An 11,642-nucleotide genomic window follows, 5' to 3' on the forward strand; every position below is an offset into this window, starting at 1 on the left:
CCTGGGCCGGTGCAGGTTGAAACCCCTAGATCGAAAAGACTGTCGGGGTGTGTCCGATCTTCACCCTTGCGCACGTCCTCCCGCCAAGGGAATACCCACCCATCAACATCGGAAAGCGAGCGGTTGTATCGTCGAGTCGGTCAACACCCGTCAGGGCTGGCGCCACTTAGACAAAAACGGTTCACGTACGCAGGAACGGCAGGCGAGATGACCGCGCAGGACGAAGCCCCAGAGCTGGAAGTCTGGATCGACCAGGAGCTCTGCACCGGGGACGGCATCTGTGCGCAGTACGCGCCGGAGGTCTTCGAGCTGGACATCGATGGTCTGGCCTATGTGAAGAGCGCCGAGGACGAGCTGCTCCAGGACAAGGGCGCCACAACGCCCGTCCCGCTGAAGCTGCTCGCCGACGTCCGGGACTCGGCGAAGGAGTGCCCCGGGGACTGCATCCACGTGCGCCGGGTCAGCGACCGCGTCGAGGTCTACGGCCCGGACGCGGAGTGAACCGACGCTGAGTGAACCGGAGGAAGCGGAAAGCTCCCTCCGCGTACCGGCTGTAGCGACTCAGACACCGTTGGTGCTCGACGCCGCGGGCAGTTCGCTCTCGATGAACTTCCCGTCCCGCCATTGCCATTTGACGCTCTTGTGCACGTCGGGGCAGCAGCGCGGCACGTTCAGGTCGGAGTACCCCAGCAGCGCCGCCGAGACCACGCCGTCCTTCACCGCCAGGGACCGGACGCTGAGCTGCTGGGTGGGGGCGACGAGGGTCGCCACGAGGCGCGGGGCGGCCTGTGGGTCGGTGGGGTGGGCGAGGACGTAGACGCCGCTGGGCGGGGTGCCGGTGTCGCTGTGACAGCGGACCACGGCGACCGTCTCGGTCGTGCCGTCGCCGTCGAGGTCGCCGGACGCCTTCTTGACCACTTCGGGGCGGTTGGGGCCGCAGGTGACGGGGAACGTGACCTTGCCGGGATCGGGGGCGGCGGAGGAGTGCCGGCCGGCACTGCCGTTGTGGGAGGTGGTGGCCGTGGCGTCGGGGGGCTGGACGAAGGACGCGCCCGCGACGACCGCCGAGAGGGCGGTGGCAGTGGCGAGCCAGTGCATGGGGCGGGGCTGGGTGTGCAAGAGGTCCTGGCCTGCCATGGGCTGCACGCGGGGTAACTCCTGTGAAGTGCTGTGCCGGTGGGAGTGCCCAGCATCGTTCCACAGGACAGGGCGGCAAGGAACCAGCTGGGCCGGAGTTTTCCGGGTTTCCCGTAGGGGTTCCGTAGGGGTTCCGTAAGGCTTGCCGTAGGGGGTCCCTTAGGGGTCGCGTGAGCCCCCGACCGGTGAACGGAGAGGGGTGGGCGGGAGTTCCCGGGGTGGGGGCGGGATGGGGGCGGGACGGGGAGCGGCGAGGGGCCGTGGGGGTTCCGTGGCGAGGGGCGGCGGGGGTGCCGCGGGGGTTCCTTGGGCGAGGGCGGCGGGGGCTTTGGGGGCGTTCCTTGGCGGGGGCGGCAGGGGCATTGCGGGCGTTCCCTGGCGGGGGCGGCAAGGGCTTGCGGGGGGGGATGGCGCGGTTGTCCGAGGCGGTGGACTCGGGGTTGTTGAAGGCGGTGGACGCGCGGGCGCCGAGGGCCGTACCTGAAGGTGGAAACGGAGGGCGGGGTCCGGTGCCCGTGGCTGGGAAGGAACGGAGGGCGAGTCGGCGGCTCCTGTGGGCGGTAGGGGGAAGTGGGGCGCTGGGGTTGCTGTGCGACGGGGGTACGGAGGCGGGGCGCCGGAGTTCCCCTGAAACCAGGTACGGAGGCAGGGCTCCGGAGTTCCCCTGCGACGGGGTACGGAGGCAAGGCTCCGGAGTTCCCCTGCGACGGGGTACGGAGGCGGGGCTCCGGAGTTCCCGTGCGACGGGGTGCGGAGGCAGGGCGTCGGGTTTCCTGTGAACGCGGTGCGCGGGCAGGGCCCAGGGATTGCCGTGGGACGGGGTACGGAGGCGCGATCGGCTCCCGTTGCGGGGTGGCGGTGGAGGGCGGCGGACCGTTCCCTAGGTGGAGGATCGGCGGCGTCGTCCGCCCTTCCTGGAGCGGGGGACGCAGAGGCGTCGTCCACCCTCTCCGGAGCGGGGAACTGAGAGCCGTCGTCCGCCCTTACCGGGGCGGGAAACCGGGGAACAGGGGTATCGGCCACCCTCCCCGGAGCGGGGAACAGGGGTATCGGCCACCCTTCCCCGAGCGGCAAACCGGCGAGCGGCGGCCGTCCTTCGTTCGGGCGGGGAATGCAGGGCGCCGCCGGCGGGTTCCGGGGGGAACTCGGCGGCGGCGCCCAGGGGTTCGGTGGCCGGGTGCGGGTGGCCGGTGACGGTGTGTGTGTGGGGGGGGTGGCGCGCCGGCGGCGGGTCAGCCGCGGTCGGTCGCGCTCTGGTCCTTGTCCGCCGGCTTCTCGCGGCCGCCCGGGCCCGTGTAGTCCTCGCCGTACGCACCCTTGGCCGGGCGGCGGCGGCGGAGCGGGGGCTCGACGCCGTCGGCGAGGCGGCGGGCGGTGAGCAGGAAGCCGGTGTGGCCGATCATGCGGTGGTCGGGGCGGACGGCCAGGCCCTCGACGTGCCAGGTGCGGACCATGGTTTCCCAGGCCGAGGGCTCGTTGAAGGTGCCGTGTTCGCGGATCGCCTCGACGGTGCGCGCCAGCTGCGTGGTCGTGGCCACGTAGGCGCAGAGGATGCCGCCGGGGACCAGGGCCTTGGAGACGGCCTCCAGGCACTCCCAGGGGGCGAGCATGTCCAGGATGACCCGGTCGACGTCGGTGTCGGAGAGGTTGTCCTGGAGGTCACCGACGGTCAGCGTCCACGCCGGGTGCGGGCCGCCGAAGTAGCGCTCGACGTTCTGCGTGGCGATCTCGGCGAAGTCGGCGCGGCGCTCGTAGGAGTGCAGCATGCCGTCGTCGCCGATGGCGCGCAGCAGGAAGCTGCTGAGCGAGCCGGAGCCCACGCCCGCCTCGACGACGCGGGCGCCGGGGAAGATGTCGGCCATCGCCAGGATCTGCCCCGCGTCCTTGGGGTAGACCACGGCGGCGCCGCGGGGCATGGACAGGACGTAGTCGGGGAGCAGCGGGCGCAGCGCGAGGTAGGCGACGTTCCCGGTGGTACGGACAACGCTGCCCTCGGGAGCACCGATCAGCTCGTCGTGGGGGAAGGCTCCCTTGTGGGTGTGGAAGCTCTTTCCCGCTTCGAGCGTGAAGGTGTAGTGGCGTCCCTTGGGATCGGTGAGCTGGACCTGGTCCCCGACCTTGAAGGGCCCGCGACGGCGGGCGGCACCGGTCGGTTCGGACATGTGACCAGCCTACCGGGCCGTGCGGGCGCCGCCGACCACAGGAGGACGGGGCACCGCCCGCAGCGCGTGCGCGAACCGGGCCCTCAAGGAGTGCGCGCCCTTGCTCAAGGGGTGCGCGCCATCGCCGAGACGAAGGCGCGTTCCACGTCGGCGGTGGACAGGACGCCGTAGATCTCGCCGGTCCGCTCGACGACGAGGTATTCGGTGGCGGGGGTGGCGCGGAGGTATTCCAGCAGGTCCTCGCCGGCGAGCTCGGCGGAGACCCGCATGCCGTCCTTGAGGTCCTGGGCGAGGGTGCCGACGGGGACCCAGGGGCGGCGGTGGTCGGGGACGCCGACGATGGCGGCCTCGCGGACGAGGGCGGTGGGCCGGCCCTGGGGGTCGACGACGACCAGGGCGCGGGCTCCCGCGTCGTTGGCACGGCGCAGCGCCTCGGAGAGCGGGGTGGCGGTCTCGACGGGCACCGCGCGCCGGGTCAGGGTGCGGGCGGTGAGCTCGGGGAGGCGTTCGCGCAGCCGGGCCATGCGCAGGCTGTTGCCGGCGCCGGTCCAGATGATGGCGGCGAGGATCGCGGCGAGCAGGGCGTCGGTGAGGGAGTCGGCGTCGCCGATTTCGGGGCGGGCGTTGCCGAGGGCGCCGGTGTGGGTGAGCAGCGGCAGGCCGATGAGGACGGTGACGGCGAGGGCGCGGCCGACCCAGGCGGCGGCGATGGTGCCGGTCATCGGTTTGCCGGTGATCTTCCAGATGACGGCGCGGAGCATCCGGCCGCCGTCCAGGGGGAGGCCGGGCAGCAGGTTGAAGATCGCGACGATGAGGTTGGAGATCATCAGGCCGGCGAGCAGGACGCCGGGGACCGTGCCCGGTTCGACCAGCTGCATCCCGGCGTAGAAGACGGCGGCGAGGACGAGGGAGAGCAGCGGGCCGACGAAGGCGAGGACGAATTCCCGGCCGGGGCTCTCGCTCTCCTTCTCGATCTCCGAGACGCCGCCGAAGAACTGGAGCTGGATGCGGCGTACGGGGAGCTTGAAGCGGAGCGCGGCGACGACGTGGGCCAGCTCGTGGACGAGCACCGAGGCGTAGAAGGCGACGGCGAAGAAGAGCGAGACGAGATAGCGGGCGGCGCCGAGCTCGGGCAGCACGCGCTCCAGTTGTCCGCCGAAGACCCAGGTGATCAGGGCGGCGACCAGGAACCAGCTGGGGGCCACGAAAACGGGTACGCCGAAGGGACGGCCCATCAGGATGCCGCCGCCGCTGCGCTTCCCGCCCGGTGGGGGCGCCTTGGGCCCGTCGGTGTCCTTGGGCGGCTCGGGCGGCTGGGGCCGCACGGACTCCTCGGGGTCCTGCGGCTTCCCGCTGTCGTCCACGGTGTCCCCTCGTCGAATACGGCTTTCGCCCCTGCTCGGCCTGATGTCCCGATCATGCAGCGCGCAGGGGTCCGGCGTCGATGGTATGCGGAGTGGCGGGCGCCGGTCCGCTGCGGGGCGCGTCCGGCGCAGGGCCGTCCGCGCCTGTCAGTGGCGGGCCGTAGGGTTTTGTGCCATGGGATGGAGCACGGAGCAGGACGGGGCGGGCACGCAGGGTGTGCGGGACGCCGGGGAGGGGTCGGGCGGGGGGACCGCCGGGGAGCGGGGCGCGGAGCCGGCGCGGCCGCCGGTGGCGCTGTCGCCGTCGCGGGCGAGCGATTTCATGCAGTGCCCGTTGCTGTACCGCTTCCGGGTGATCGACCGGCTGCCGGAGAAGCCGAGCCCGGCGGCGACCCGGGGCACGGTCGTCCATGCGGTGCTGGAGCGGCTCTTCGACGCCCCGGCGGCGGCGCGTACGGCGGCGGGGGCGCGCGCCATGGTGCCGGGCGAGTGGGAGCGGCTGCTGGCCAAGCGGCCGGAGCTGGCGGAGCTGTTCGCGGACGATCCGGGGGGTGAGCGGCTGGCGGCGTGGCTGGCGGAGGCCGAGGCGCTGGTGGAGCGGTGGTTCTCGCTGGAGGATCCGCAGCGGCTGGAGCCGGCCGACCGTGAGCTGTACGTCGAGACGGAGCTGGAATCGGGGCTGCGGCTGCGGGGCTTCATCGACCGGGTGGACGTCGCGCCGACGGGCGAGGTGCGGATCGTCGACTACAAGACCGGGAAGGCGCCGCGGCCGGAGTTCGCCGAGGGCGCGCTGTTCCAGATGAAGTTCTATGCGCTGGTGGTGTGGCGGCTGCGGGGTGTGGTGCCGCGGCGGCTGCAGCTGGTCTATCTGGGCAGCGGCGATGTGCTGACGTACGACCCGGGTGAGGCCGATCTGCGGGCGGTGGAGCGGAAGTTGCTGGCGCTGTGGGAGGCGATCCGGCTGGCGACCGAGACCGGTGACTGGCGGCCGCGGCCGACGAAGCTGTGCGGCTGGTGCGACCACCGGGCGCACTGCCCGGAATTCGGCGGCACTCCCCCGGTGTATCCGTTGACGGTGGTGAGGGCGGCCGACGGGCCTTCGGCCGGGGGTCCGGGGGTTGGCTCCCCGGGAGGCACCGTCGCTGTCGGGGAGGGCGGCTGACCGGTCTTCGGCCGGGGGTCTGGGGATTGGCCCCGGGAAGCACAGTCGTTGACGGTGAGGACGGCCGACCGGTCTCCGGCCGGGGGCCGGGGATTGGCCCCGGGAAGCACAGTCGTTTGACGGTGAGGACGGCCGACGGGCCTTCGGCCGGGGGCCCGGGGGTTGCCCCCCAGGAGACACAGTCGCTGTCGGTGAGGGCAGCTGATCGGTCTTCGGCCCGGGGGCCCGGGGGTTGGCCCCGGGGAGGCGCAGGCGTTGCGCGTGTGCCCGGCGGACGGTGGTGGGGCGGCGCAGGGCAGAATGGGGCCGATCTAACGAAGGAGAGCTCGTGGCCATCCGCGTGCTGCTGGTCGACGACCAGCCCCTGCTGCGTACGGGATTCCGGATGATTCTGGAGGCGGAGCAGGACCTGGCCGTCGTCGGTGAGGCCGGTGACGGTCTGCAGGCGCTGGAGCAGGTGCGTGCGCTGCAGCCCGATGTGGTGCTGATGGACATCCGGATGCCCCGGATGGACGGGGTCGAGGCGACCCGGCAGATCACCGGTCCGGCGAAGGACGGGCCGGCGAAGGTGCTGGTGCTGACGACCTTCGATCTGGACGAGTACGTCGTCGAGGCGCTGCGGGCGGGGGCCAGCGGGTTCCTGCTGAAGGACGCGCCGGCGAACGAACTGGTCCAGGCGATCCGGGTGGTGGCCGCGGGCGAGGCGATGCTGGCGCCGAGCATCACCCGCCGGCTGCTGGACAAGTACGCCGGGCATCTGCCGTCGGGTGAGGAGCCGGTGCCGGACACCCTGCACACCCTCACCGAGCGGGAGGTGGAGGTGCTGAAGCTGGTGGCCCGTGGGTTGTCGAACGCGGAGATCGCGGCGGACCTGTTCGTCAGCGAGACGACGGTCAAGACGCATGTGGGCCATGTGCTGACGAAGCTGGGGCTGCGCGACCGGGTGCAGGCGGCGGTGTACGCGTACGAGAGCGGCCTGGTGCGCCCGGGAGCGCAGTAGCCGGCCCGGGAGGTGCGGGAGCCGCGCGGCGGCGGTCCGCACGGCTCAGGAGGGCTTCCACGGCGCTCGTGGGGCCGTGTACGGCGGCGGGGCCGGTCCGGGGAGGGATTCTCCTCCTGGACCGGCCCCGCTGTCGTGCGGTGCCTCTCAGGGCGTCCGTCAGGCGTCGGGCGCCTTGCTGATCTCCCAGAACCGGAAGACGGTCGAGGCGTCCAGGGTCCATTCCAGGCCGGTGACGCCTTCCCGGGCCACCGCGTACTGCTTGCCCTGCCAGATCGGGATGATCGGCACGTCGCGGGCGACGATGTCCTGCAGTTCGCGGAAGGTGGGCTTGGTGGCGGCGCGGTTCTGCTCGTCGGCCGTCTTGGGCAGCAGCCGGCCGGAGATGGTGGGCGAGTCGTAGTGGTTGGACAGCACGTTGTCCTTGCCGAAGAACGGCTGGGTGAAGTTGTCGGGGTCCGGATAGTCGGGGATCCAGCCCTTGACGTAGACGCCGAACCGGCCGTCGGCGACGCCCTTTTCGTACTCGTCGGTGGGCACCGAGCGCACCTTGGCGTCGAACAGGCCGCTGGCGTTGAGCTGTTGGGCGATCTCCTGGAAGGCCGGGACGGTGCCGGGACCGAACCGGTCGGGGGTGGCCCACAGGGTCAGCGGCACCTTGCCGGACAGGCCGGAGGCGCGCAGTGCGGCCTTGGCCTTGTCGGGCTGCGGGCGGTCGCCGTAGGTGTTGAAGAACGAGGTGCTGTGGCCGGTGATGCCGGCCGGGACGACCGAGTAGAGCGGTTCGGCGGTGCGCTGGTAGACGTCCCGGACGAGGGTGGAGCGGTCCAGGAGGTAGGCGATCGCCTTGCGGACGCCGGCCTGCTTGGCGACCGGGTCCTTCATGTTGAAGACCAGGTACATGGCCTCGGCGCTGCCGCCCTCGATGACCTGGGTGCCGTGCTGCTGGTGCAGTGAGGCGTTGTCCAGGTGGGCGATGTCCTTCATGGCCAGGCCACGGTAGGCGAGGTCGACGCTGCCGCTCTCGACGGCCTTCTTGAGCTTGTCCGGCGCGTTGAAGAACTTCACGGTCATACCGGAGTTCTTGACCTTAGCGGGGCCCTTGTAGGACTCATTGACGGCGAAGACGGCCTTGTCGGGGCCGTACTCCTTGAGGGTGTAGACGCCGGAGCCGGTGGCCTTGCCGTCGGTGCGCAGCCGGTCGGCCGGGTATGCGGTGTGGTCGACGATGGAGCCGGCACCGGAGGCGATCTTCATGGGGAAGGTCGCGTCGGGCGTCTTGAGGTGGAAGACCACGGTCTTGGCGTCCGGCGTCTCGACCTTGTCGAGGGCCGTGAACATCACGGCGGGGCCGTTCTTGTCCTTGATGCGCTTGGTGCGGTCGAAGGAGAACTTGACGTCCTTCGAGGTCAGCGGGTCACCGTTGCTGAAGTGGAGGCCGTCCTTCAGGGTGCAGCGGTAGACCTTGCTGTCCGCGTCGGTGAAGCCGCAGCGCTTGGCGGCCTCCGGCTCGGGCGTGGTGCCGCCCTTGGGGAAGCTCAGCAGGGACTGGAAGACGTTGTTGAACAGCAGCCAGGAACCGGGGTCGTAGCCGGCTGCCGGGTCGGTGTCGACGACCTTGTCCGTCATTCCCATCACGACCGGCTCGCCGTGGCCGGCCGCCGCGGAGTCGTCGGTGCCGCACCCGGCGAGCGCGAGGAGGGCTGTGGCCAGCCCCGCTCGGATCGGGGCGGCCAGCCGCGGGTCACGCTTCCTCACTAAAGGTCCTCACGTTCTGGGGTGGTGCCTGTCGGGCCGCGGCGGGGACACCGCGGCGGTGTGCCGCATCCGGGCGGATGCGCGGGGGTCAGTCGGCGACGCCTCGGCCGAGCTCCCAGATCTGGAGCCCGGAGGCGGAGTTGAGGGCCCAGCCGATGCCGGTGATGTCGTCGCGGGCGGCGACGTACTGCTTGCCCTGCCACAGCGGCAGCAGCGGTACGTCGTCGGCGATGATGTCCTGGGCCTGCTTGAACTCGGTGCCCGCGGCGTTGCGGTCGGTCTGCTGGCGGCTGGCCGGGATCAGCTGCGACTCGATCTTCGGGTTGCGGTAGGGGCTGCCGAGGAAGTTCCGCTTGCCGATGAACGGTGCGATGTAGTTGTCGGCGTCCGGAATGTCGGCGAACCAACCCATGTGGTAGACGGTGTACTTACCGCCCAGGGCGTTGGTGCGGTACTGCTGCCAGCTGTCGACGCCCTTGAGGCTGACGTCGAACAGCTTGGTGTCGTTGAGCTGCTTCTGCAGCGCCCGGACTTCCTTGCCGCTGCTGGGACCGTAGTGGTTCGTGGTGTAGGCGAGGGTGAACTTCACCGGGGTGGTGATGTTCGCCTGCTGCAGCGTCTTCCGGGCCGCGGCGGCGCCGGGGTTCCCGTACTTGGTGAAGAACGAGTTGATGTGTCCGGTGAGCCCGGTGGGCACCATCGAGTAGAGCGGGTCACTGGTGTAGGAGTAGACGTTGCGCACCAGCTCGGAGCGGTTGACGATCTGGGCCATCGCCTGGCGCACGGCCTTGTTGGAGACGGCCGGGGCCTTGGTGTTGAAGGCCAGGTAGCGGATCTCCTGGCCCGGCATCTCCTGGAAGGCGATGTGCTGGTCGCGGGCGTTCTCCAGACCGCGGACCTGGTCGGACGCGAGCCCGCGGTTCATCAGGTCGATGTCGCCCTTGCGCAGCGCCTGCTCCGTGGACGCCGAGTCGGCGAAGAACCGCATCTCCACCTTGTCGTTCTTCAGGCTCATCCCGCCCTTGTAGCCGGGGTTCTTGGTGAAGACGGCCTTGGTGATGCTGTTGTTGCTGCGCTCGACCTTGAGCGTGTACGGGCCGGAGCCCACCACGTCGAAGCCGTTGTAGAGGCGGTCCTTGGGGTACACCTGGCTGTCGACGATGGCCGCCGCGGGGGTCGCGAGCTTCTGCGAGAAGGTGGCGTCCGGCTTGGTGAGGTGGAAGACCACGGTCTTGTCGTCCGGCGTCTCGACGGTGTCGATGTCGTCGAGCAGGGCCACCGGGCCGTTGCTGTTGTTGATGGTCCGCATGCGGTCGATGGAGAACTTGACGTCCTGGGCCGTCAGGGCATGACCGTTCGAAAACTTCAGGCCACTGCGCAGGGTGCAGCGGTACTGCTCGTTCTGGGTGTCGCGGAACCCGCAGGACTCGGCCGCGTCGGGCACCGGCGAGGTGCCGGACCGGGGCAGCCGCATCAGCGTCTGCAAGGTGCTGCGCAGCACGTTCCACGCGTCGACGTCGTAGGCCTGCGCCGGGTCGAGCGGGGCCGGCGCGGCCTTCGTCGCCTCGATATGGGCGGGGACGCCCACCACGATCGGATCGCTGTCTTCGCCCGCGCCGTCCGTACTGCCGCAGGCTGCGAGAACGGGGGCAAGGAGACCGGCCAGCGCCGGCAGCACCAGGGTCTTGCGATTCATCGTCGGCAGGTTCCTTATCAGCGCAGAGGTGTTGCTCGCGTCGACATTAGTAGGAACGGCCAGCCGCGCCGGGACACAAAGGAGTTGAGGGGATAAGCCTTCCGGATAACGTCGGCGGGATGATCGATATTCGGACGGCGGAACGATCCGCGCGTTGCTCCACCAATCCGGACACTTACCCCCGTAGAAACCTCCGAATGGGACCCGTGGATCACCTGTCGGGCCCCCTGTCGATGCCCCGGCGCGTGAGAAACGTCACGCATTCACGGCTCTGCGGCGATGTATCAATTCAGTCAGGATCCCGCCGCTCCTTTCGTCACGGAAAATGAGCGGCTCGCTGCCCTGAGTTCTTCCGGGCATTTGGCGGGACACGCTCAGTGCACGGCGCCGCGGCTTTCCGTGATGAGGCCGCGGAGAAATACGAGATCGACTTCTTCCAGCGAACGGACGACGCTGCGGCCCGGGGCGGCCGGGATCGGCGTCACCGAGGGGACCGCGACGACCGGGCAGCCGGCCGCCTCCCCGGCCCGCACGCCGGTCAGGGTGTCCTCGATGACGACGCAGCGTGCCGGGTCCATCCCGAGCCGCGCGGCGGCCGTGACGTACGGGTCCGGGTGCGGCTTGGTGCGGGGCAGGTCGTCGCCGGCCAGGGTCAGCCGGAAGTGTTCCGGCCCGAGGGATTCCAGCATCCGGTCGACGATGGTGCGGTGCGAGGCGGAGACCAGCGCGGCGGGCACCTCATGGGCGGCCAGCTCGGCCAGCAGCCGGTGGGCGCCCGGCATCAGCGGCACACCGCGGGTGATCCGGTCCAGGAAGGCGGCGTTCAGGAGCACGCTGAGCTCGGTCAGGCCGATGTCGGCGCCGGTGGCCTGAATCAGATACCCGGCGCTACGGGTCATCGGGCCGCCGACGACCACCTCGCGGTGGGCGTCGTCGAGGACGTGGCCGAGCTCGGCGAAGACCTGCGCCTCCGCCTCCCACCAGAACCCTTCGGTGTCGACGAGGGTGCCGTCCAGGTCCAGGAAGACGGCCTGGAGACTCCCGGCGCCGCCCGTCCGGGTGTCGACTGCGGGGATGCTGCTGGTCATCCATCCACCTCCGTTACGCGTCCCCGAAGGGACGAAAAGGCCGGTCGTCATCCCCGGCTGGGGGATACGACCGGCCACTACCGGATCGATAAGTGTACGACGGTGCGCGCCGGAATGCTTGGTGGCGACGGGACGGCGGCGGGGGGGGGGCGCCCGGGGGAGGACCCCCACCACCCCCCCCCCCCCCAACCGCCGGGGCCCCCCGGGGGGGGGCCCCCGCCGGGGGATTACTTCAACCCCCGGGGGGGGTTGGACGTGGGGGCCGGGCCCCGCAC

The 11,642-nt window shown here is 70.9% G+C and carries 9 protein-coding genes; 3 read left to right on the top strand and 6 right to left on the bottom strand.

Translation table 11 applies throughout. The annotated features are described in order from the left end of the window. The first annotated feature begins 207 nt into the window (after positions 1 to 207). Positions 208 to 501: a ferredoxin gene (locus ACFV1J_RS36455; RefSeq protein WP_385865622.1), complete on the top strand. Its 294-nt coding sequence runs from the start codon at positions 208 to 210 to the stop codon at positions 499 to 501. 60 nt (positions 502 to 561) lie between these two features. Here ACFV1J_RS36455 and ACFV1J_RS36460 read toward each other — a convergent pair whose 3' ends face one another. From ACFV1J_RS36460 to ACFV1J_RS36470, 3 genes are all read right to left on the bottom strand, one after another. Beyond that, on the bottom strand, positions 562 to 1,146 hold the full coding sequence (locus ACFV1J_RS36460; protein ID WP_385865624.1) for a hypothetical protein: 585 nt from the start codon (positions 1,144 to 1,146) through the stop codon (positions 562 to 564). Between the two features lie 1,223 nt (positions 1,147 to 2,369). Continuing rightward, a complete protein-coding gene (locus ACFV1J_RS36465; protein WP_385865626.1) occupies positions 2,370 to 3,299 on the bottom strand; it encodes a tRNA (adenine-N1)-methyltransferase in 930 nt (309 codons plus the stop codon). A gap of 104 nt (positions 3,300 to 3,403) precedes the next feature. Beyond that, positions 3,404 to 4,663, bottom strand: a complete 1,260-nt coding sequence (locus ACFV1J_RS36470; protein ID WP_385865630.1) for a site-2 protease family protein — start codon at positions 4,661 to 4,663, stop codon at positions 3,404 to 3,406. 175 nt (positions 4,664 to 4,838) lie between these two features. On the opposite strand from ACFV1J_RS36470, the gene ACFV1J_RS36475 reads away from it, so the two are divergent. Both ACFV1J_RS36475 and ACFV1J_RS36480 read left to right on the top strand, forming a co-directional pair. Beyond that, complete coding sequence (locus ACFV1J_RS36475; RefSeq protein ID WP_385865632.1) at positions 4,839 to 5,825, top strand: RecB family exonuclease; 987 nt, start codon at positions 4,839 to 4,841, stop codon at positions 5,823 to 5,825. A 328-nt stretch (positions 5,826 to 6,153) separates the two neighbouring features. Beyond that, entirely contained in the window at positions 6,154 to 6,825 is a 672-nt protein-coding gene (locus ACFV1J_RS36480; RefSeq protein ID WP_018087782.1) for a response regulator transcription factor, read from the top strand. Between the two features lie 159 nt (positions 6,826 to 6,984). On the opposite strand, the gene ACFV1J_RS36485 is transcribed toward ACFV1J_RS36480, so the two are convergent. The 3 genes from ACFV1J_RS36485 to ACFV1J_RS36495 all read right to left on the bottom strand — a co-directional run bounded on the left by ACFV1J_RS36485 (position 6,985) and on the right by ACFV1J_RS36495 (position 11,367). Further along, positions 6,985 to 8,583 (bottom strand): ABC transporter substrate-binding protein, encoded by a 1,599-nt coding sequence (locus ACFV1J_RS36485; protein ID WP_385865634.1) that lies wholly within the window; start codon positions 8,581 to 8,583, stop codon positions 6,985 to 6,987. A gap of 88 nt (positions 8,584 to 8,671) precedes the next feature. Continuing rightward, positions 8,672 to 10,279 (bottom strand): ABC transporter substrate-binding protein, encoded by a 1,608-nt coding sequence (locus ACFV1J_RS36490; protein ID WP_385865635.1) that lies wholly within the window; start codon positions 10,277 to 10,279, stop codon positions 8,672 to 8,674. Between the two features lie 374 nt (positions 10,280 to 10,653). Continuing rightward, positions 10,654 to 11,367, bottom strand: coding sequence for an HAD family hydrolase (locus ACFV1J_RS36495; RefSeq protein ID WP_385865636.1), 714 nt, complete (start codon positions 11,365 to 11,367; stop codon positions 10,654 to 10,656). Positions 11,368 to 11,642: the final 275 nt, after the last annotated feature.

It is taken from the genome of Streptomyces sp. NPDC059649, assembly GCF_042734445.1.
GTDB lineage: Bacteria > Actinomycetota > Actinomycetes > Streptomycetales > Streptomycetaceae > Streptomyces.

Coding starts and splice junctions, on each gene's coding strand:
- ACFV1J_RS36455 (WP_385865622.1), top strand. CDS start 208: ATGACCGCGCAGGACGAAGCCCCAGAGCTGGAAGTCTGGATCGACCAG.
- ACFV1J_RS36465 (WP_385865626.1), bottom strand. CDS start 3,299: ATGTCCGAACCGACCGGTGCCGCCCGCCGTCGCGGGCCCTTCAAGGTC.
- ACFV1J_RS36475 (WP_385865632.1), top strand. CDS start 4,839: ATGGGATGGAGCACGGAGCAGGACGGGGCGGGCACGCAGGGTGTGCGG.
- ACFV1J_RS36490 (WP_385865635.1), bottom strand. CDS start 10,279: ATGAATCGCAAGACCCTGGTGCTGCCGGCGCTGGCCGGTCTCCTTGCC.
- ACFV1J_RS36495 (WP_385865636.1), bottom strand. CDS start 11,367: ATGACCAGCAGCATCCCCGCAGTCGACACCCGGACGGGCGGCGCCGGG.